This is a genomic window from Thalassolituus sp. UBA3500, assembly GCF_002377545.1.
Lineage (GTDB): Bacteria > Pseudomonadota > Gammaproteobacteria > Pseudomonadales > Oceanobacteraceae > Thalassolituus.
The window spans coordinates 150498-170680 of sequence record NZ_DFQB01000024.1; the positions used below are offsets into that span (position 1 = coordinate 150498).

General features: G+C 51.4%; 20 protein-coding genes. 7 read left to right on the forward strand and 13 right to left on the reverse strand.

What is annotated here, in order from left to right; all coding sequences use genetic code 11:
• Positions 1-66: 66 nt before the first annotated feature.
• The 8 genes from aroC to B2R29_RS05780 form a co-directional block, all read right to left on the reverse strand.
• The gene (aroC, locus tag B2R29_RS05745) at positions 67-1167 is read right to left on the reverse strand and encodes a chorismate synthase (protein WP_301180179.1); all 1101 of its coding nucleotides are present in this window, start codon (positions 1165-1167) and stop codon (positions 67-69) included.
• 19 nt (positions 1168-1186) lie between these two features.
• On the reverse strand, positions 1187-2122 hold the full coding sequence (gene prmB / locus B2R29_RS05750; protein ID WP_301180180.1) for a 50S ribosomal protein L3 N(5)-glutamine methyltransferase: 936 nt from the start codon (positions 2120-2122) through the stop codon (positions 1187-1189).
• 39 nt (positions 2123-2161) lie between these two features.
• Positions 2162-3094, reverse strand: coding sequence for a patatin-like phospholipase family protein (locus B2R29_RS05755; protein WP_301180181.1), 933 nt, complete (start codon positions 3092-3094; stop codon positions 2162-2164).
• A gap of 48 nt (positions 3095-3142) precedes the next feature.
• Positions 3143-4024 (reverse strand): DUF4892 domain-containing protein, encoded by an 882-nt coding sequence (locus tag B2R29_RS05760; RefSeq protein WP_301180182.1) that lies wholly within the window; start codon positions 4022-4024, stop codon positions 3143-3145.
• A 34-nt stretch (positions 4025-4058) separates the two neighbouring features.
• A complete protein-coding gene (locus tag B2R29_RS05765) occupies positions 4059-4895 on the reverse strand; it encodes a hypothetical protein (RefSeq protein WP_301180183.1) in 837 nt (278 codons plus the stop codon).
• Complete coding sequence (locus B2R29_RS05770; protein ID WP_301180184.1) at positions 4876-5307, reverse strand: hypothetical protein; 432 nt, start codon at positions 5305-5307, stop codon at positions 4876-4878. The genes B2R29_RS05765 and B2R29_RS05770 overlap by 20 nt, the downstream gene beginning before the upstream one ends.
• A 118-nt stretch (positions 5308-5425) precedes the next feature.
• Positions 5426-6805 carry a DUF3422 family protein gene (locus B2R29_RS05775; protein ID WP_301180185.1) on the reverse strand — a complete coding sequence of 460 codons (1380 nt, stop codon included), beginning with the start codon at positions 6803-6805 and terminating at the stop codon, positions 5426-5428.
• A gap of 74 nt (positions 6806-6879) precedes the next feature.
• Complete coding sequence (locus tag B2R29_RS05780; RefSeq protein ID WP_301180186.1) at positions 6880-8085, reverse strand: YihY family inner membrane protein; 1206 nt, start codon at positions 8083-8085, stop codon at positions 6880-6882.
• A 69-nt stretch (positions 8086-8154) separates the two neighbouring features.
• On the opposite strand from B2R29_RS05780, the gene arsC reads away from it, so the two are divergent.
• Genes arsC through B2R29_RS05795 form a run of 3 tightly spaced genes read left to right on the forward strand, consistent with a single transcriptional unit; the run spans position 8155 to position 9466 of the window.
• Positions 8155-8505: an arsenate reductase (glutaredoxin) gene (gene arsC, locus B2R29_RS05785; protein ID WP_301180187.1), complete on the forward strand. Its 351-nt coding sequence runs from the start codon at positions 8155-8157 to the stop codon at positions 8503-8505.
• A complete protein-coding gene (wrbA, locus tag B2R29_RS05790) occupies positions 8505-9110 on the forward strand; it encodes an NAD(P)H:quinone oxidoreductase (RefSeq protein WP_301180188.1) in 606 nt (201 codons plus the stop codon). Before arsC ends, wrbA begins: the two co-directional genes overlap by 1 nt.
• A complete protein-coding gene (locus B2R29_RS05795; protein WP_301180189.1) occupies positions 9107-9466 on the forward strand; it encodes a DUF2069 domain-containing protein in 360 nt (119 codons plus the stop codon). The genes wrbA and B2R29_RS05795 overlap by 4 nt, the downstream gene beginning before the upstream one ends.
• A gap of 39 nt (positions 9467-9505) precedes the next feature.
• Here the strand turns inward: B2R29_RS05795 and B2R29_RS05800 are convergent, their stop codons facing one another.
• Positions 9506-9736 carry a hypothetical protein gene (locus B2R29_RS05800; protein WP_301180190.1) on the reverse strand — a complete coding sequence of 77 codons (231 nt, stop codon included), beginning with the start codon at positions 9734-9736 and terminating at the stop codon, positions 9506-9508.
• A gap of 131 nt (positions 9737-9867) precedes the next feature.
• Here B2R29_RS05800 and B2R29_RS05805 point away from each other — a divergent pair, with 131 nt between their 5' ends.
• From B2R29_RS05805 to B2R29_RS05815, 3 genes are all read left to right on the forward strand, one after another.
• Positions 9868-12183 (forward strand): methyl-accepting chemotaxis protein, encoded by a 2316-nt coding sequence (locus tag B2R29_RS05805; RefSeq protein WP_301180191.1) that lies wholly within the window; start codon positions 9868-9870, stop codon positions 12181-12183.
• A gap of 156 nt (positions 12184-12339) precedes the next feature.
• On the forward strand, positions 12340-13011 hold the full coding sequence (locus B2R29_RS05810) for a glutathione S-transferase (RefSeq protein ID WP_301180192.1): 672 nt from the start codon (positions 12340-12342) through the stop codon (positions 13009-13011).
• Positions 13012-13026: 15 nt separating this feature from the next.
• Positions 13027-15417, forward strand: a complete 2391-nt coding sequence (locus tag B2R29_RS05815) for a fatty acid cis/trans isomerase (RefSeq protein WP_301180193.1) — start codon at positions 13027-13029, stop codon at positions 15415-15417.
• 116 nt (positions 15418-15533) lie between these two features.
• Here the strand turns inward: B2R29_RS05815 and B2R29_RS05820 are convergent, their stop codons facing one another.
• Entirely contained in the window at positions 15534-15692 is a 159-nt protein-coding gene (locus B2R29_RS05820; protein WP_076515971.1) for a YqaE/Pmp3 family membrane protein, read from the reverse strand.
• A 67-nt stretch (positions 15693-15759) separates the two neighbouring features.
• Complete coding sequence (locus tag B2R29_RS05825) at positions 15760-16338, reverse strand: glutathione peroxidase (RefSeq protein WP_301180194.1); 579 nt, start codon at positions 16336-16338, stop codon at positions 15760-15762.
• Positions 16339-16471: 133 nt separating this feature from the next.
• Here B2R29_RS05825 and B2R29_RS05830 point away from each other — a divergent pair, with 133 nt between their 5' ends.
• Positions 16472-17587 (forward strand): nucleoid-associated protein, encoded by a 1116-nt coding sequence (locus B2R29_RS05830; protein ID WP_301180195.1) that lies wholly within the window; start codon positions 16472-16474, stop codon positions 17585-17587.
• A gap of 51 nt (positions 17588-17638) precedes the next feature.
• Here B2R29_RS05830 and B2R29_RS05835 read toward each other — a convergent pair whose 3' ends face one another.
• Both B2R29_RS05835 and B2R29_RS05840 read right to left on the reverse strand, forming a co-directional pair.
• A complete protein-coding gene (locus B2R29_RS05835) occupies positions 17639-18682 on the reverse strand; it encodes a hypothetical protein (RefSeq protein ID WP_301180196.1) in 1044 nt (347 codons plus the stop codon).
• A 142-nt stretch (positions 18683-18824) separates the two neighbouring features.
• Positions 18825-20093 (reverse strand): hypothetical protein, encoded by a 1269-nt coding sequence (locus tag B2R29_RS05840; RefSeq protein WP_301180197.1) that lies wholly within the window; start codon positions 20091-20093, stop codon positions 18825-18827.
• Positions 20094-20183: the final 90 nt, after the last annotated feature.

Consider the following 20183-nt stretch of genomic DNA (forward strand, 5'->3'; position numbering starts at 1 on the left):
TATGATAACTGGAGTTACCAGCGGCCAGGCGCTGCCCGCTGGTATTAAGAGAGTGTAGCCCGGTGTCTATTCTGGTGCCTGGCCTGGAATGACTGGCGTGGTACATACCACATCCGCATTCTGACCACGATCACGCATCAGGTGATCAAGCAGAACAATCGCCATCATAGCTTCAGCAATCGGTGTTGCACGAATGCCCACACACGGATCGTGACGCCCCTTCGTGATTACCTCAATCGAATTACCGTCGGTATCCACTGAGCGGCCCGGCAGAGCCATGCTCGAGGTTGGCTTAAGCGCGATATGCGCAATGATATCCTGCCCCGTTGAAATTCCACCAAGTACGCCCCCTGCATGATTACTCAAGAAGCCTTCAGGTGACATTTCGTCACGGTGCTCAGTACCTTTCTGTTCGACAACGTCGAAACCGTCGCCAATTTCTACGCCCTTCACTGCGTTGATACTCATGAGTGCATGAGCGAGATCAGCATCGAGGCGATCAAAGATCGGCTCACCGAGCCCCGGCTTTACGCCTGTCGCTACGACGCTGATGCGGGCACCGATAGAGTTACACTCTTTGCGCAGCTTATCCATGTACTCTTCCATTTCTGGCACTTTGCTCGCGTCAGGACAGAAGAAAGGATTGTTGTGCACCTCATTCCAGTCAAAGGCTTCAGCCTTGATCGGGCCTAATTGTGAAAGATAGCCGCGAACTTCGATGCCCTGTCCGGCCAGAACTTTCTTGGCAATCGCGCCGGCAGCAACGCGCATCGCAGTTTCGCGTGCAGATGAACGACCACCGCCGCGATAATCACGGAAGCCATACTTCTGCGTATAGGCGTAATCGGCATGTGCAGGGCGGAAGGTTTTGGCAATGTTCGAATAGTCTTTAGAACGCTGATCTGTATTTTCGATGATCAGACCAATAGGAGTACCCGTAGTCTTGCCTTCGAACACACCAGACAGAATCTTCACCTGATCAGGCTCGCGACGCTGAGTTGTGTGACGCGAGGTTCCCGGCTTACGACGATCCAGATCGGCCTGCAGATCTTCTTCAGTCAGTGGAATACCCGGTGGGCAACCATCAACAATAGCCCCAAGGGCCAGTCCGTGACTCTCACCGAACGAGGTGACTGTGAATAATTTTCCGAAACTGTTACCAGACATAAAATTTCCGTCGCAGCGCTCAAGCGCCTGTTGTTAATTCTTCAGTTAATACATCAAGATCTGACGCTCTCAGAACACAGACGCCGTGCCCGCCATGTTCAAACTCAAGCCACTCGAAAGCCAACTGGGGGTAAGCTGCCTGCAAAGCTGGGAAGCTGTTACCGACCTCAAGGATAAATATACCGTCGTCGGTCAGGTACTCCCGGGCTTCAGCCAGCATAATTCTGACCAGATCCAGACCGTCTTCTCCTGCTGCCAAAGCCAGTTCAGGCTCATGGCGATACTCTTTCGGCAACTCAGCCATATCGTCGGCATCGACATAAGGAGGATTCGACACAATGATGTCGTAACGTCCACTCGCTGCAGAAAACAAATCCGACTGCAACGCAAAGACGCGATCGTCAACGACGTGCAGGCCAATATTTGCCTCAGCGACTTCTAAGGCCTCAAACGAAATATCGAGCAGCTCCACCTGAGCATCGCCGAACTCGTGCGCACAAGCGATGCCGATACAGCCAGAACCTGTGCAAAGATCCAGAATACGCGCAGGCTCTGCACCTTCAGGGAGCCAGGGCGAAAAACGCGCCTGGATAAGCTCGCCAATCGGCGACCGCGGCACCAGCACCCGCTCATCCACCAGATAGGGTTTGCCACAGAACCAGGCTTCGCCAGTGAGATAAGGCGTTGGTACTTTTTCGTGTATACGTTGACCGAGCAGGTCGATAACACGTTCCCGCTCGGACCGGGTCAGCTTCGAAGACCGCCAGTTGTCCGCCAGCTGCCATGGTAAGTTTAGTGCGTGCGCAACCAGATACAGCGCTTCATCCCACGGATTATCGGCGCCATGACCATGGTAAACCTCATGTTCCGCCATGCGACTGACTGCCCAGCGCACAAAATCCTGCAACGTAGACAGTTCGTTGATGGCTTCCTGAGCAAGTTGGTCGAATTTCATCAGGTCTGGCCCGTGTAAAAAGGCAATATTGTATCAGGATCAGCAGCGCCGCTCACCATAGAGACTACTATGGCCATGCTCGAAAGCATCCAGAGCGTCATTCGCAATCTGGTAACCCAGATCCACCATCTCTTGGGCACGATAGAATTCGTACATCTCGCAGCTCTCGGTGGGAATGCGGATCAACAGATCAGGTGGATATCCTGCGGTCTTAAACCGGCTAAGCGAGGACTGCATGACCTCAAACATCCGGGTGAGAGTCTCTAATTTACCGAGATTCTCATCTGCTTCTTTTCGAGCTTCGTTGGTACGTTTACCAAGCCATTCAGAAGCACGATCCATAACGGTATTAAGCCAGGCTTTCTTTTCGCTCTCTGATTCAGCGACATCACGAACGAGATTCTGAGGGGTGGGAACATCAGCATTAATATCGACCGCCATAATCAGATCCGCGTGAGCAGATACACACGGAGTAATAGGCAGAGGATTAAGCACCGCACCATCTACCAGCATCATGCCATCGGTGATGACTGGCTCAAGGATCGTAGGAATCGCCGCCGATGCGCGCATCGCCTCAACCAATGACCCACGCTGGAACCATATTTCCTTATCATGCTTCAGATCGGTCGCCACCGATGTATAGGGAATATTAAGATCTTCGATATTAATCTCGCCGAGCAACTCGCCCATCACCCCGTACACCTTCTCAAGCTTGATAGCACCACCCGATAGCAAGCTGAAATCGACCAGTTTCAAAACATCGATGTAGCCGAGACTCGTTACCCAGTCACGATATTGAGGAAGCTTGCCGGCAGCGTAGAAGCCACCAACAATGGCGCCCATTGAGCAGCCAGAAATCTTAACAATGTCATAGCCGCGCTCTTCAAGCGCCTGAATGACTCCAATGTGGGCGTAACCGCGCGCACCGCCACTGCCCAACGCGAGCGCGACGGTTTTTTTCTCGTGATTCATCGGGTTGTCTGTTCCTATCCTCAGGCAGCTGCCTGACAGTGATCTGATTTAACGGCCCGGCCAGAACGTAAACCGCACAGCCGGACGGCGGTCAGCCGAAGGAGCAGGAGTTAAGGCACCATGCGCTCGGACATCAATGCCCGGTAACGCCTTGCGCACCTGCTCGGCCAATCTTTCAGAGCATTCTAATGTGTCCTTGATATGGGCACCATCATAACAGTGCACCATTAAGTGCAGACGAGATCTAAGACCAACCGATAGTCCCTGAACCGCGTCAAAAAGTATCTGACTCTCGGTGATATTCACACCGCGGCTGTCAGCGACAAAGCCTGGCAACCACCCCGAAGTAACAGATAACGAAGCGAGCACCTCGTCTTGAGTGACCTGCCCTATTTTGAGTGGCGTCCGGGTAACCACCTGATCAATCAGAACTTTGGGCTGGCGACCACCGCGCATTGAGATATACACCATGGTCAACTTCTGAGTATCGGCATAGGGCTCAATGGTGACGAAATACGCCTGGTCCTTGTCTCTACTGACCAGACTGGAAACATCAAACACGTCGTTCGCCCAGAAATTACTGCTGCCACAATCAATGCCGATACATTCATAGAGAACTCTCTGGCCATCGGTCTGGCGTCGAAAGTACACGCGGACTTCTTCAAGACTGACACCGTCGGGCAAGTTGTAAAGGGAACGCAGGCGCTCACCAGACACACGCATCTCTCGCTCGCCAAAAGTATCCGCGCGTTGATGTTTCAGTTCTGAAAGAACCAGCCGGTAACGGGAAACGTCTTCTTCGGAACGATCAATTAATTCACTGTCGGGGAATGGTGGCGGCGCTGCCGATGCCGCGAATGGCACCAAGAAGACAATCAATACCGCCAGATGATAGAAACTAACTTGGGTGTAGCGGGCAAAGTGAAGCATAAGCAACCTGTTATCTGACACTCTGCCCAATGTATCAGAATCTCAGGCTGGCACCCAGCTGCCAATACCCGTTTTCAGCCGGGTCTGCACTGACCTCGACTCCGGTACTGTCTGTAGCTCTGATCGTACGATTTCGTAGTTGACCCACTTCGGCATTTAACCAGACGCCATTGCGCCAGCGGAACTCTGCACCGACGCCCATTCGCCAGTTGGTGTAAGAAATGGTAGTGACTTTCGCTGGCGTCAGTCCATCCACTTCTTCCTTCCAGTAGCCACCGTCCGGATAGAAACGGGCGTACGTTGAAAACTCCTGACTCCAACGCGTCTGTATATTTGATTTTGGAAAGCCCAACCACATCTCAGTATCTGATGTCAGCTTGGTAGCCAACGCCAGTAAAGGGCGTGGCTTGCGGTCGCCAAACTTACGGTCTACGAGGATACCGTACTGCCAGAAGGTTGTTCGACCAGTATAAGTTCGCCCACTGATTTCGACATTCAGATTCAGATTTTCCGTGCCAACGGCATCGAGATCAGTCATAACACCGGGCTCAGCCATCAGATGAAATTCTGTGCTGCCAGTGCGCTTCTGACGATATTTGATGGGTACCGATAACCAGATGTACTCACCTTCGGCAGCATTAGCGCCTTCCCAGCGAAACTCCGTGAGCTCCAGTGACACATCCGAAGTGAGAGATTCTGTTCCTCTGTCGGCCCGCTCTAGAGGCAGAGAGATAGCAACGGTACTGGTCGCAAACCGAGTGCCAACGCCAGTATCGGGCGCCCCTGAAATCTCCTGCCCCCATTGAAAGGTAGAGGCTTCTGCCTGAAGCACCGCCGCTGATAGCAGCAGGCTAGTCGTTATTTTTCGCATACACATTTCCGATAATCTCTTCAACACGGGCAAAACTGCAGAGTTGCCCCGAGGCTGCTTCCTGTTTACGGGCAATGTCGGTTGCTGCAAGAACATCCGCGACCAACTTAAGATCAGAAAGAGCCTGCCCGCGTATTCCAGCCTCTGCCTGGCTTTCAGTGTAGTCGGCTATAAAGTCATATGCGTCAGATTCGGCACGTCGACGGAGTATGTCGGTCGGTTTGCTCAGCCCGTTGAGCACGTCGCGTACTCCAGCCAGTGCAAACGCGCTCTCGTGATCACCCGCAAGAAGTGCATCGCGGATAAGAAGTGCAAGCACATCCGCTGAACGGCGGACGAGAGAATGAGGAGTGCCGGTTGTCGGTATCGACGCTACCGGCTTCTGTATATGTTCAGGTAACCAATTCAGCATACTGCACCCTCCACTGAAGATGTGGAGGATTCAGCAATTAACAAGCCAAAACCCAAATTCCCTTTAAAATCAGGCAAGTAAAGAAGGGAGCGGTCATTCCTTACCGCACAGTGTCAGATTACTGCCGGTTGCTCTTTCCGCCCGGAGTATCCGCTGTCCGGTTACGGCGCGTGATATGTGTACGTACACTGCGCACACCCAGCAGTACCAGAAGCAGTACGACGGGCATGGCTATTCCCTTCGCCAGGCTGACGTCAATAGGGACACCGACCGCTTTAACGCCATTGAATGCTATCTCCAACAACGACAGCAGATAGTAGCCAATTGCCACGACAGATAGCCCTTCCACCGTCTGCTGCAACCTCAGCTGTAACTGGCTACGACGGTTCATAGAGGACAGCAGGTGTTGATTCTGCTCCTGAATCGACAGATCAACTCGCGTCCTGAGAAGACTTGTGGTCCTGTGAATACGACGGGAAAGATCCTCAAGGCGGTCTCTGACAGAGTTACATGTTTTGATGCCGGGCGTGAGTCGACGCTCAAGGAATTCCTGCAAACTCTGAACACCATCCATCGGAACTTCCTGGAGTTGTTTGATCCTGTCACGAACCAGATCGTGATAGGCCACGGACGCAGAAAATCGGAAGTTTGTATCAGAGCGATGACGCTCAACCTCAGCAGCAAGATGCGACAATTCCTGTAGAAGCTCCCTCTCATCTTTCTCTTTATCGATTTCTGAAATACTCAGGTTCAGTGTCGCCAGATTATCTTCAATGCGCGAAAGCTCAGCGCCCATTTCGCGGGCGACCGGCAGAGCCAGCAGAGACATTAAGCGATAGGTTTCAAGCTCACACAGACGTTGTACCATTCGCCCAGCCTGATACGCATTAAGGTCCCGGTTCCAGGCCACTATTCGCCCAAAACCATCACTATGTAGTTTGAAAGCCGTCCAGACCTGAGCCTTGTTTTCGGCAACTTCAGAACCAGAAACCCGCTGCCCTTCAAACCAACGTTTCAGATCCACTTCGCTGGGTTCTGACTCAACCATCACCAGATTGACGGCAACCACAAGTTCGCCCGGCATGCTGGCCAACCAGTCTTTTGGGATAAACGCCAATGCATCATCCGAAAACGGCGCGGCATCTTTACTGATAAAGGTAAAGTTCGCGAACTCAAGGTGCCTCTCCCAGCGCAATTCAAAGCCACCAAAATCCTGATACAGACAACTTGAGCCAGTGCCAGGCACTGGCACACTGTAGCGCCGACACAGGTCGTTTACATGCTCAAGAATCTCTTCACGATTGTTGTCGAGCATCACGGTAAAATGAGTGACCTGACAGCCTCCATCAATAATGGGCGATGGACGGTTATGCAACTCTTCATAGAGCGAAGATCGTTGCGGATGCACGCGCAACGAGACCGCTGGAGCGCTGATCTCTGGCGTACCTGCCCCACTCGGTACTTCCTCACTCGCTACGTCCTGTATCGCATGTTTCATTCCGGTCTCCTGGTATATCTGCTCATCGTTCCACTGGCCAGGCGGCAGGCCTGATCAGGCGCTGAATAACGGCCTCAGTCAAGTAATTCACTGAGTGGTACATCAAAGCGCTCTTCGAACTCTGAGCTAAAGTCGTTTTGCCATTGGCGCAATTTCACCAGCTTTTTGGCGTCTCCGGCATTGGCCTTGCACAGCTCTTTCAATGTCTGTCCGGCAAAGAACTCAGACGTTTTAATCGTCTCTGGGGCACGAACCCATGCCCAACGGCCCTCTTCGGTGAACACCACCCAGCCTGACCGGCGGAATTCATTAAGCATATTGGTAACACGCCCGGCATCCACGTCGCCCAACTGACGGCGAATATCCAGTTCGCGGTTAAGTGTCTCGCCACTGCGTGCCTTGATAAGAATCTGGGCCAGACGCAGGCGCTCATTCACCGGAAAACGTCCTGCACCGGGACGGCGATAGTGGCTCAAGCCATAACTCAACTCAGCGCCCAACAGTAAAAGCATCCAGGATACGTAGATCCACAACAGAAACAGCGGCACAGCAGCAAACGCGCCGTAAATCAGTTTGTAAGAAGGGAACAATCCCAAAGCACCACTGAACAGGAACTTACCCAGTTCGAATGTCGAAGCTACAATGACAGCAGCAATCAACGCGTGTGGCACAGGCACCTTACAGTTGGGGACCATCAGATAAACCACAGTCACTGCGGCGATGGTCAGAATCCATGGAATAAGCCGCGCCAGAATGGTGAGCGGCCCTCCCGGAGAGCTCTCCCAGAGCGGCATCGACGCCAGAACCGACGATGTGGCCACCCCGGCACCAAACAGCAGTGGCCCCAGGCTCAATACCGCCCAGTAGCGGAAAAATGTCTGAATTTTCGAACGAGAACTTTCAACGTTCCAGATACGATTAAACTGCCCTTCGATGGTCTGCAAAAGAAAAATGCAGGTGACAAATAAGGCTGCAATACCAATCCAGGTCAACTGTCTCGCCTGCTCACTGAACTGGCGCAGGTAATCCGTAATCACTTCACTGCCTTGCGGCAAAACATAACTAAGCAGTTGCTGGTTCGCATCCTGCCCCCATTCCTGCAGCGTCGGTATTGCGCTCAGAATGGAGTAGCTGACAGTGATCACAGGCACCAGAGCGAACAGCGTTGTATAAGTCAGAGCCGCCGCCTCTTTACGACGCTCCATACTTTCGAAACGCTTCAGTGTCTGCCATAACACGCGACCCACATGGGCTGGCTCAGGGATAAAACTCGGCTTCATAGGTATCCTTAACGGGTATCCTTGTTACAATGGCGACCAAATAACTGTCTACCGGAATTCAGAAAAAGCATGAGCGATATTACCATTTATCACAATCCCCGTTGCTCCAAGTCCCGCCAGACACTGGCGCTTTTGCAGGAAAATGGCGTCGAGCCTTTGGTGGTCGAGTATCTGAAAGACACGCCCGATGCGGCGACCCTGAAAGCGGTTATTGATAAGCTCGGTATCACACCTCGTGACCTTTTGCGTACCAAAGAAGCCGAATACAAAGAACACGGCCTGAGTGATAAGAGCATTAATGACGATGCCATCATTCAAGCAATGATCGAATCTCCTAAGTTAATAGAGCGCCCGATTGTGATCAAAGGCAATCAAGCCCGTATCGGCCGTCCGCCAGAACAGGTACTGGAGATTCTCTAATGGCTACGCCTTATGTTCTGGTGCTGTATTACAGCCGCCATGGTAAAACCGCCGAGATGGCAAAGCTGATCGCACGTGGTATTGAATCCGCGGGGCTGGAAGCGCGTTTACGAACAGTGCCAGAAGTCAGCCCGGTTTCTGAAGCAACGGCAGCTGCCGTGCCCGACGACGGCGCCGTCTACTGCACGCTCGACGACCTCAAACACTGCTCCGGTCTGGTGCTGGGTAGCCCGACCCGCTTTGGCAATATGGCGGCCCCGTTGAAGTATTTCCTCGATACCACCAGCAACCTCTGGCTGACTGGCGCGCTGATAGATAAGCCCGCCAGCGTCCTCACCTCAACCTCGTCTTTGCACGGCGGCCAGGAGACCACGCTAACCTCCATGATGACACCACTGATGCATCACGGCATGGTCATCGCAGGCTTGCCATACAGCGAAGCGGGTCTTTCAACGACCTCCTCAGGAGGTACGCCCTACGGCGCTACCCACTGGGCAGGCTCTAATGGTGATCACGATCTGAGTAAAGAAGAAATCGGACTTTGCAAGGCTCAGGGCGCACGCATGGCCACACTGGCGAAACGACTGTCAGGAGCAGAAGCATGAAGTCGAACCGGGCTTGGTGGGCGATGTTGCTCTGCTACGTGAGTCTTTTTGGGCTTCTACTGACAGGTACCTACGCCAGCGCGCCAGAGCATGTAAAAGGTGACGAAGATATTCTCGGAGCCACACTGGTATTCTGGTTACTCAAGTGCATTCCCTTGCTACTTTTCATTCCAGGCATCATCAAGAAATCGCACTATGCCGCCTCGTGGCTTTCCTACATGGCAATGTTCTACTTTGTAGTCATCATTGCGACAGGCGCCGGCATCTGGATGTGGCTTCAAGTACTGACCATAGCGCTGATGTTTATCGCAGCACTCATGTTTACCCGTTGGAAAAAAGCAGAAGAACAGGCTTAATTCTGCGACCAAGACCTGCTCGCTAAGGATGGGATGACGTTACTCGTCGTCCCATTCACCGTCAGTATCGTCGTCAGCAATCTCCGTGGTCACCGTACTGCCGCACTTCACACACTTACCGTCGATGTAAACCACACCATCAAGCTCGTATTCAACCGGATCTTTCATCCCCAGATCCACTTCCATACAGTTATTGCACCAGGTTTGCGTCAGAAATGCTTCCTGATCAGCTTTATCCCGCGCGTAAAAATCCCGCTCTGTCCGTTCCATTATCAACTACACTCTTTTTAGCCAATCAGGCCACACTGTTAACCGGGGGGTAGTGTCAAGTATGACACCTCCTCTCGCACTCAGCCCGGTATTCTATTCCTAATTAGGCAGATCGTTAAACGGAAACTCCCATGAGAATTCAACAGCAAATCACACTGAGCGTTATCGCCTGTACTGTCGCCGCCGTTCTGGTCACGACCCTGGTTACGGTAACAACCTCTATCAACGCCTCATCGGAGCATGCAGAGCGCCTGATCAACGACAATCTGACAGCTCAGAGAGAGCAGAAGAAAGCCCAGATCGAGAATTACTTCAGTGACACTGACAAGCAGCTGCGCCTGCTGGCAAAAAGCCCCTTCATTCGTGAATCCCTGACTGAGTTGATTGCCGGTTTCGATGCCTATGCGACAGAAGTTAACTATCAGTCCGCGAATGAACTGACGGCTTATTACAGCGAAGAATTTAATTCACGCTATAAAGACATCACTGGGTCCGGAGCCGACATTGGCGGCCTCACGCAGAACCTGAGTAACAATACGCTGGCATTGCAGAACAACTATATCGCCCGCAATCCAAATCCGCTGGGCGAGAAAGAGAAAATGACCCGCGCGGCAACCTACGCTTACTACGACTCCCTACACGAAATGGTTCACCCATTTCTGCGCGAATATTTACAGAGTGAAGGCCTCTACGATGTGTTTCTGGTGTCTGAACGTGGCGATATTGTCTACAGCGTCTACAAAGAGCTGGATTACGCGACATCTCTGGTCAGCGGGCCTTATCGCGACAGCGGTATCGCAGACGCTTTCCGCGCAGCCCAGCAGCTGAGCGAAGGGGAATCTGCATTTGTCGACTTCCGTCCATACACACCGTCTTATGAAGCTGCGGCTGCTTTCCTATCAACCCCAGTCCACGTCGGAGAAACCCGCATTGGGGTCATGATCATACAGCTGCCTATTGATACGATTTCGGGAATTATGAGTAACGGTAGCCAATGGCGGGACATGGGCCTGGGCGAAACCGGTGATAACTTCCTTGTTGGCGGTGATCATCTGCTTCGGTCTGAAATGCGCGGCTTTCTTGAGACTCCGGATTCGTTCCTTAGCTCACTACCTTCCAGCGCCGTTCCCGCGGGTGCTATGGAAGCGATACGCCAGCGCGATTCACTCGTTGGCTACCTGAAACTAAAAACCGATGTAATTAACAATGCCAGCACTGGCACTAGTGGAACAGCACGCCAGATAGACGTCACTGGCACACCGGTTCTCAGCTCGTATACGCCCGTTTCCGTGTTCGACAAAACCTGGGTGCTGATCAGTCAAATGAGTGAGAACGAAGCCTTCGCCAGCGTCTCAAAAACCAAATCAGACCTGATCCTTTATAGCCTGATAGCCTCTCTTTTAGTTGCCGGTACCGGAGCGCTACTGGCCACGATACTTGGCCGATCTCTGACCCGGCCTATCGTCAGCTTCATTCGTCAAATACGCACCAGTGCCAGCAATAAAGACCTGAGCATCCGCTTCAATGAACAAGGCGCACAGGAAATCAGCAGTCTGGCCAGGTCTCTCAATGAGCTGATGTCTGATCTCGACAACTTCATGAGTAAAGTGAATTCGACATCGACGTCTCTCAATGAACATGCCCGAACACTGGAAGACGTCACGTTGTCGACCAGCACGAAGGTAAATCGCCAGAATGAAGAAGTAAATGCGGCCGCGAATGCAACCCGGGAGGTCAGTGAGTCTGTCGGCGAAGTAGCGGTTCACGCAGATAACGCAGCGAATCATGTACGCGATACTCGCGGGCGAATAATCAATGGCCATAAGTTGTCTGCCGAAGCACGTAAATCGATACGTCATCTGCGCGAGAATATGAAGCGCTCAATGACCTCCATTGAAACGCTCGAAACCGAAAGCGAAAGCATCGGTGCCGTACTTGATGTTATTCAGACAATTGCCGAGCAGACTAACCTGCTCGCCCTCAATGCTGCCATTGAAGCAGCCCGAGCTGGCGAACAAGGTCGCGGGTTTGCGGTAGTCGCGGACGAAGTAAGAACCCTGGCAAGTCGTACAGGCGAAAGCACCGATGACATCAGGAATAGAATTCAGGCGCTGCGCAACCAGGTTCAAAATGTGCGGGAGGCTATTTCAGCCTCAGAACAAGATACACGTGAATCACTGGATGGCATCGAAAAAACCGTCGAAGAAATGGACGAAGTTGCCTCCAGCGTCGATGGCATAGAGCAGATGAGCATGCAGATTGCGGCATCAGCAGAAGAGCAAAGCCAGGTGACATCCGTGATCGAGAAGAACGTCGCGCACGTGCGAGACCTCTCTGATGAGGTTCTCAGTTCAACGGCTGTTATAAGTACCAGCAGCAAAGAACTCGGGGAGCTGGCGGCCGTGATGAAGTCACACCTCGCCCAGTATCAATTCGGAAATCACTGAACCTGACCGTTAACTTATCAAGCGGAACACTCTGTTCCGCCATTACTTCACCTTGGCTACCCACAATCTGCCACCCTCTCTGATAAGGCACTTTCAATCCGAATGCGTGTCCGTTATAACGTTGGATAAATTTTAGTTCTAAACGGTCCTCTAATTATGGTCACGCTTCATCACCTTGAAAATTCCCGTTCTCAGCGCATTCTATGGTTACTCGAAGAACTCGGCATCGAGTATGAAATCAAACTTTATAAGCGCGACCCCAAGACTAACCTTGCGCCTGACGAGTTAAAGGCAATCCACCCCCTGGGCAAATCTCCGTTGATTACTGACGGTGGCAAAGTCATTGCTGAGTCTGCTGTCATCGTTAATTACCTGATTCGCAACTACGACAAAGACGGACGATTTACCACCGCGCCGGACTCAGAAGCGGCTCAACAGAACGAATACTGGCTGCATTTCGCTGAAGGATCATTGATGCCCTATCTGGTTATGAGCCTGGTATTTACCAAAGTAAAAACAGCGCCGATGCCCTTCTTCGTACGCCCTGTCGCGAAAGGTATTGCCGACCAGGTAATGAAGAGCTTTATCAGCCCGAACGTTGAAAACTCTTTGCGCTTTATCGAAGACCACCTGAGCAAGAATATGTGGTTCGCCGGCGAAAATATGAGCGCTTCTGATTTTCAAATGATCTTCCCGCTGGAAGCCGCTATGACCCGCTCAGGTATTGCCTCGAAGCTTCCAGCCATCAATGCCTGGGTGAAAAAAGTGCACGCCCTTCCTGCGTACCAGAACGCCCTCAAAAAAGGTGGACCATACGATTACGCCTGATCGTAAATCCTGACTATGAAACATTTTTTCAAAAAAACCTGGCTCGTCTGGATAATCGTCCTGACGGGCTGCGCGACTGCAGGCCTGCAGTCATTCGATACTGAAGAGTTATTCGGTAAATCCCTGTTGGTAGAACGAAGAGCAGACTTCAACACTGACGAAGCTGCCTGGTTCAGAGAAGAGGTAAAGCCTGTTCTGGATCAACGCTGCGTTGTCTGCCACGCCTGTAACGATGCACCATGTCAGTTAAAGCTTACATCTGCCGAAGGCATTATGCGGGGCGCCAATCCACAGAAGGTCTATCACGGCACACGACTGACGGCTGCAGAGCCTACACGTCTGGGCATTGATGCCGACTCTACTGCTGAGTGGCGGCAAATGGGCTTCCACCCGGTTTTAAATGAGCGTACTCAAAGCCCGGAAGTTAACCTTGCCAACTCTATGATTTATCAGATGCTGGCGCTGAAAAAGAACGCACCCGCTCCCGAAGATGCCCTGCTGAGCGACGACTATAATCTGGCGCTTAATCGCTCGCAGTCGTGCCCGACACGGGAAGAATTCAATGAGTACGCTGAAGAACACCCAGAATGGGGGATGCCCTACGGCCTGCCCGAAATCAGCGACAGCGAATACAACACACTGGTGCAATGGCTGAGGGCTGGATCACCCATGTCACAGCCTGAACCTCTTTCCGCGGAAACGAAAAGCACCATCAAAGCGTGGGAAGATTACCTGAACGACGATAGCCTGAAGCAACAGCTGGCCAGTCGGTATATGTATGAACACCTGTTTCTGGCCAGCCTCTACTTTTCAGATGAGCCATTATTCCGGGGCATAGATCCGAAACAGCGCCCAGAGAATTTCTTCCGTCTGGTGCGTTCGTACACCCCGCCCGGCCTGCCCATTAAGGTTGTTGCCACGCGCCGCCCTTACGATAACCCAGGCGTTCAGCGTATCTATTATCGACTAGAGCGTATAAAAGAGACAATCGTCGCCAAAACTCACATGCCATATCGCCTTAACGATGAGCGCATGGAATGGATGAAGTCACTGTTCAACGAGCCCGACTATCAGATTTCCAGCTTGCCTGGATATGAAGTAGAAATTGCATCCAATCCCTTTATCGCATTCCACGATTTGCCAGTGACATCCCGGTATCGATTTATGCTTGAGGAGTCCGAATACATTATTCGCGGATTTATTAAAGGGCCTGTTTGCCGTGGGCAAGTAGCACTCAACGTAATCGACGATCACTTCTGGGCTGTATTTGTCGATCCTGATGCGATTGATTCTGGTGAACTCGCTGATTTCCTGAGCGAGCAAAGTAATAATCTTCGTCTACCGGGTGAGGCAGAAAGTGACGCCGGTATTTTAACCAACTGGTTGAAGTACTCCGACCTGCAAAAAGATTACCTTGAAGCCAAGAACCAGAAAATGATTGAGCACTTTCCTGAAGGGAAAGAACTTAACCTGGATCTCATCTGGGATGGTGACGGCCACAACCCAAATGCAGCACTCACAATCATGCGCCATTTTGACAGCTCATCAGTCGAGCAAGGCTTTATCGGGCAACCGACCAAAACAGCCTGGGTCGTGGATTACACCCTGCTTGAGCGCATCCACTACCTGTTGGTCGCTGAATTCGATGTTTATGGAAACGTCGGCCACCAGCTGATGACCCGCCTCTATATGGACTTTCTCAGAATGGAAGGCGAACACAACTTCCTCACCTTCCTGCCGCAGAAGAAGCGCATTGAACTGGCCAATTACTGGTATCGGGATGCCAGCGATGAAGTCGATGAATATCTGGTCAACTACGAAGACTCGGTTATTACCGATCCGGGGATTGAATATCAGACTCGGGAACAGAAGATCGAACTGTATGGCCTGCTGAAGAATCACCTGAAAGGTGCCACTTCGATGCGCTACGAGTTGTCAGGTGCTGTCACTCCTGAGCGACTTTCAGCACTCTTGCCGGTCAATGATGTTACCGGCAAACAAGCCACATTAATGCCTGAGATTTCATTCGTTATGATTGATCAGGTAATGGGTAAGCCACAGGTATTTACCCTACTGAGAGCAAGTGGGCACAGTAACCTGACCGGCCTGTTGTATGAGGAGAATAATCGCCTTACTGAGGAAGATTACCTGACGATCGTACCCGGGCTTCTTGGTACTTATCCAGCGGCTATTTACCGTGTACCTGAGTACAAGCTAGGTGCCTTTATCTCCGACATTAAGGCATTGGAATCTGAAGACGACTATAAAGCGCTGGCAAGCCAGTTTGCTGTTCGTCGCACCTCACCAGACTTCTGGCAAAAGAGTGACGAATTGCATAGCTGGTTCCGCAAGGACAGTCCGCTGAACTACGGCGTGCTCGATTATGCTCGCCTCGAAAACAGATAATAAATCTGGGGGCAAGGATGCCTCGAATACCAGTGCCATATCAGTACAGGTCATCAGCAACAAAAAAGCCGCATAGAATGCGGCTTCTTTGTTTTTTCACAGACTGGATGATGTATCTATCGACGCGCGATAACCCAGACCGCGTGGATAATACCTGGCAGATAACCCAACAGCGTCAGTAAAATGTTCAGCCAGAAGGCCCCACCAATACCAACCTGAAGAAATACACCCAGTGGCGGTACCAGCACTGATAGTAAAATCCGGATAAGATCCATGTCCTACTCTCCATCATAATGAACGTAAGGATATAGATGGCTTATCCGGTCTGAAGTTCAAACTGTTTTACAGACCAGCACTGCTCAGCAGATTTTCGATCACTTCTTCATCCGGAATCCGGAAGCTTGAATTAGAGTGCACAACCTTACCTTCGGCATTAATCATATACTTGTAAAAGTTCCAACGCGGGTACTGATCCTGACGTGCGACTTCTTTGAACAGAGGGTGCGCATCGTCCCCTTTCACAGGTACGGTTGATAGCATTGTGAAGCTGACGCCAAAGTTTTTGAAACAGACTTCAGCGGCTTCTGCTTCATCTTTGGCTTCCTGATTGAAAGAGTCAGATGAAACACCCAACACCACCAGGCCACGATCTTTGTACCTTTCATGGATTGCCTCAAGGTCACCGAACTGGTCTGTAAAGCCACAGTGACTCGCCGTATTAACGAGCAATACTGGCTTACCATCAGTCACTTCACACAGATTCAGCATATTGCTGCTGTGAAGCTGTTTCATCGTGTGGTGATAAATCTCAGGGCAGGATTCGGGGTAGCTGCCTTCGCTTTCTTCAGCCTGAACGCCAGCACTCGCGAAAGATAGGGACATTGCCCCGAGAAACAAGGACTGCTTGAGTGAACTACGCATGGTTTTCTCCTCAATGTGGTTATTAAGGATAGCAAAAACGCTGGCAAGTAAGGAACAGGCCCTTCTATCGCTGACATGATATTATCCGGCCACACTTCATACGCGCCCGTCAGGCGTGATGTCAGGAGATAGTATGGCGCTCAAGCACTTCATCACTCACAAAATAGCTAAGCTGGAAAAAGAGCCAGCAGCCACTGTGACCTACAGCGACCTCGAGGGCGAAGTAGGTGAAGATACTCTGTCGGGTTACTACCAGCGTTGTGCCTCCCAGCTAAAGGGCATTCTGTTGCAGCGCAGCGGCAAACGTTACGGTGTATTCAACCCGGAGTCGCCAGCATTCAGTGCGCTGATCCGCAACTGGCAGAAAGACGCAATGCCGTTTTCAAGCTGGGCTCGCAAGGCCGTCGCGCACATCAGTGCCAGCCTTGATAGCACCGACCTGCTCGTCGATGGCTACCTCGCTGCATTCCACGAAGAGTTAGCAGACGCAGACAAGCTGTACATCTTTCATCTGCGCTACAAAGATAGCGTTACCGTCGACGCCAACCTGAACCTGTCTGAAACCCGCTACCTCGACTTCTCAAACACAGGGTTTGGTGTTTGCGTCAACCTCACGGACTGGGCCCAGGATGAAGACGCAAAGTACATCACCTTCTCTTTCGGACGAGGTGACCGACCTCTGCAAAATGCCATTCTGGATGCCATCGGCTTTACCGACACTCTGAACACCACGGCAGAAACTGAAGAATTCCTCGAAATTGTCGATTCCTACAGCCGTACCTTGCCTGAAGAGCAAGCCTTTGAGTACAAGTCGAAGGTTGTGGATTACTGTATTGAACAAGACCTGCGCGGCGAGCCCGTGGTATTCGAAGAACTCGAGAACCACCTCGCCAGTGAGACAAATACCAAACCCGCCGAGGCTTTCTCACATTATGTGATCGAAAAGAAAAAAGAGCGCCGCAAGCAGCCTCTTCCGGCTAACGCCACACCAGAAGAACTGATTGCCGCTGGAGCGCCAACCGCAGACGTTGCCGACGCGGTTAAGGCTGAGCTGATTCCCGACAGAAAAAAACTAAAGGGATTCATCCGCTTCAGCGGAAAAAACAAAGACCTGAGCCTGAGTTTTTCCGCGGCGCTACTTGGTAAAGACATTGAATTCAACCCGGCAAACAAGTCTCTGCTGATTCACAAGGTTCCGGAGAGCTTACTGAAACAACTGTCGGCCAAATCTTCCGACAGCGACGACTAAGCATAAAAAAACCCGGCACTGGCCGGGCTTCTTTTCTTCATCGAACAATCATCAATCTTCGTACTGCTGGTAGCTATCAATGGTGACGGCTACCTGCGCATGCATAAAGTCGCCGTCATGCGGCCATAAAAATGCAGTCCATGGAGTAAGTGCTAACGGATTAATGACATAGGTGTTGTCTATGACTTCGTAGTTAATATCGAAGCTCACACCGGCGATCGAGTTTGACGATGTTTCTGTCCACTCAGCAGCGGCGCTACAGGCTGTTTCGCCATTACCGCAAGCGTTTACGTAAAGGGTAAAGACCTCTTCGGTGTTAATAATCGCACCCAGCGACTCTGTCACCGTATCGCCGCTGTTCTGGTAGAAACGATAATACTGAGTCTGACGATCACTCTCGTCATAAAAGGTATAAATATTTTCGGTGTAAATAAAGTCATCACCGCCCTGCTCAGTCACCTGCTCACCGTATTCAATACCAATACAGTTAGCCACCGCACTATCAACGACACCAGCATTGCCCAGGTTGGTATAATCCAGACCATAGCTTGAGGTCAGTTCCGGAGCCTCTTCAAAACTGGTGCTGTCACTGACTTTTACACCCTCCAGAGTCAGTGTCGTACTCTCACCTACTGGTGTCGTAACCCGGCTCCCCTCAGCCGACAACGAGCGATTATTGCTGGCAAAGGTTACGGTTAAATCCGTCAGGGTCATGGCAGTAACACCGGATTCGTCCATCTCGCCCGTCTCGGTCAGTGATGCTTCGTAACCGGTTTCGGTCGCCGTCACTTCATAGTCTTTACGCCACTCGCTGTCACAACGAGTGAGTTCGTAAACACCCTGCTCATTGGCAGTCACCTTCACAAACTCCCGCGTCATACCGGTGTATGAATAGGGATTCATGCTGTCTTCAGTATTAGGGATACTTGAGTTTTCTTCCGTGACAATCATCCAGATACCCTCTGGTGATTCCGAGCTCAAACTACGATCTACTAATGGCAGGCCTGTAAACCCCTGAGGAAAACAACCCGCTAATGAAAGCGAAACACCAGCAACAATGGCAGGCGCCAGTGCAGGTTTAATAAGCTTGAGCATGGGTAACTCCATTTGATTTGTTATTCGAATCGGACAACAGAATACCTGATAAACGTCTGTCTATTATCTCAAAAGGTGCAAAGTGGCCTTATCTGCCCCAAACCAGCAAGACCAAGTGCGCCATCCATCAGGTATAGGTGGTTCAGAGTCCGTCTGTTATCAGAGTTACAGCGAGTTGAGTACGCATAAAGTCGCCATCATGTGGCCGCAAAAAAGCGGTGAAAGGCGTCAAAGCCAATGGGTTAACGACATAAGCGTTATCGACCACCTCGAAGTTGATGTCAAAGCTAACCCCCTCAGCAGAAGCGGAACTGGTTTCGGTCCACTCGGCTCCCGCCTCACATTCCGTCTCTTCATCTGAGCCAACAGAGCAGGCATGCACGTACATAGTCACCGCACCCGGCTCTGACTCAGTACCGCTCACATCTATTACTGCGCCCAGTGAGCGGGTTAACTCACCTTCAGTGTTCTGATTCAGCTCATAGTACTGAATCTGATCAGAAGGGCCGCTCCGCGGCGTATTAAGAATGACCGTGAAATAACGCTGATCGAGTTGCCACTCATCCGTTGTTGATTCAGTTGTCTTCTGCCCAACAGATGAGCCGACACAGTGAACAGGCAAATCGCTGTAGGTTCGAGGCGCCCCTTCAGGTTCGGCATCAGCGTTACCGAGTTCGACATAAACGAGCTGAGCAGAGGCAGTAAACTCATCAGCAGCATAAAAGTCAGGGGCGTCACTGACTTTTACCCCCTCGACGGAGAGAGTCAGGTCTTCTCCGGCTGGTTGCGTAGTTTTGCTTCCAGAAACGGCTAATGTCTGGTTATTTTCGCCGTAAACGACACTGAACTGGGTTGTAGTCGTGTACTCGACGCCACCCTCGTCCGCGCCAGACGTTTCAGAATACGTTGCGTCGTAGCCTGTCTCAGTTGCGGTAAGTTCATACTCATCCCGCCAGCTGCCATCACAGCGGGTAAGAACATAGATGCCCTCGGCGTTTTCCGTAACAGAAACAAACTCCCGGTTCGTTTTCTCAAATAAGAAAGGATTCATAGAATCTTCTGCATTGGGGATTTCAGAAAACTCTTCAGCCACCAACATCCAGATCCCCACCGGGGACTCCGTGGTCAGGTTATTATTTACGTCAGGTAATGTGGTCGAGAATACCGGGTTGCCGGTACCACCATCGCCCTGGTCACTGCTTTCGCCGGCCCCAGAGTCTTCTTCTGGAGCTTCCTCTGCTACCCCATTGAGAGAAGTATCATCTGAACTATCAGCCACGTCATCGCTGTTGGTAGCGCCACCAGATGAAGATCCATCATCGGCTCCGCATCCATGCATTAATGTGCTGAACGTAATCACAAGGAGGAGTGGAAAAAGAGCACGCCACCGTACTGTTTCTGAGTTCTGCATTGTTGTTATCCTTATCATATTGAAGAGACCTTCCAGCTCGGATGGATCTGTATAAAGAAGAGTTCCGTGCTGGTCTCCAATTTCTCAACG

Coding starts and splice junctions, on each gene's coding strand:
- aroC (WP_301180179.1), bottom strand. CDS start 1,167: ATGTCTGGTAACAGTTTCGGAAAATTATTCACAGTCACCTCGTTCGGT.
- prmB (WP_301180180.1), bottom strand. CDS start 2,122: ATGAAATTCGACCAACTTGCTCAGGAAGCCATCAACGAACTGTCTACG.
- B2R29_RS05755 (WP_301180181.1), bottom strand. CDS start 3,094: ATGAATCACGAGAAAAAAACCGTCGCGCTCGCGTTGGGCAGTGGCGGT.
- B2R29_RS05760 (WP_301180182.1), bottom strand. CDS start 4,024: ATGCTTCACTTTGCCCGCTACACCCAAGTTAGTTTCTATCATCTGGCG.
- B2R29_RS05765 (WP_301180183.1), bottom strand. CDS start 4,895: ATGCGAAAAATAACGACTAGCCTGCTGCTATCAGCGGCGGTGCTTCAG.
- B2R29_RS05770 (WP_301180184.1), bottom strand. CDS start 5,307: ATGCTGAATTGGTTACCTGAACATATACAGAAGCCGGTAGCGTCGATA.
- B2R29_RS05775 (WP_301180185.1), bottom strand. CDS start 6,805: ATGAAACATGCGATACAGGACGTAGCGAGTGAGGAAGTACCGAGTGGG.
- B2R29_RS05780 (WP_301180186.1), bottom strand. CDS start 8,085: ATGAAGCCGAGTTTTATCCCTGAGCCAGCCCATGTGGGTCGCGTGTTA.
- arsC (WP_301180187.1), top strand. CDS start 8,155: ATGAGCGATATTACCATTTATCACAATCCCCGTTGCTCCAAGTCCCGC.
- wrbA (WP_301180188.1), top strand. CDS start 8,505: ATGGCTACGCCTTATGTTCTGGTGCTGTATTACAGCCGCCATGGTAAA.
- B2R29_RS05795 (WP_301180189.1), top strand. CDS start 9,107: ATGAAGTCGAACCGGGCTTGGTGGGCGATGTTGCTCTGCTACGTGAGT.
- B2R29_RS05800 (WP_301180190.1), bottom strand. CDS start 9,736: ATGGAACGGACAGAGCGGGATTTTTACGCGCGGGATAAAGCTGATCAG.
- B2R29_RS05805 (WP_301180191.1), top strand. CDS start 9,868: ATGAGAATTCAACAGCAAATCACACTGAGCGTTATCGCCTGTACTGTC.
- B2R29_RS05810 (WP_301180192.1), top strand. CDS start 12,340: ATGGTCACGCTTCATCACCTTGAAAATTCCCGTTCTCAGCGCATTCTA.
- B2R29_RS05815 (WP_301180193.1), top strand. CDS start 13,027: ATGAAACATTTTTTCAAAAAAACCTGGCTCGTCTGGATAATCGTCCTG.
- B2R29_RS05820 (WP_076515971.1), bottom strand. CDS start 15,692: ATGGATCTTATCCGGATTTTACTATCAGTGCTGGTACCGCCACTGGGT.
- B2R29_RS05825 (WP_301180194.1), bottom strand. CDS start 16,338: ATGCGTAGTTCACTCAAGCAGTCCTTGTTTCTCGGGGCAATGTCCCTA.
- B2R29_RS05830 (WP_301180195.1), top strand. CDS start 16,472: ATGGCGCTCAAGCACTTCATCACTCACAAAATAGCTAAGCTGGAAAAA.
- B2R29_RS05835 (WP_301180196.1), bottom strand. CDS start 18,682: ATGCTCAAGCTTATTAAACCTGCACTGGCGCCTGCCATTGTTGCTGGT.
- B2R29_RS05840 (WP_301180197.1), bottom strand. CDS start 20,093: ATGCAGAACTCAGAAACAGTACGGTGGCGTGCTCTTTTTCCACTCCTC.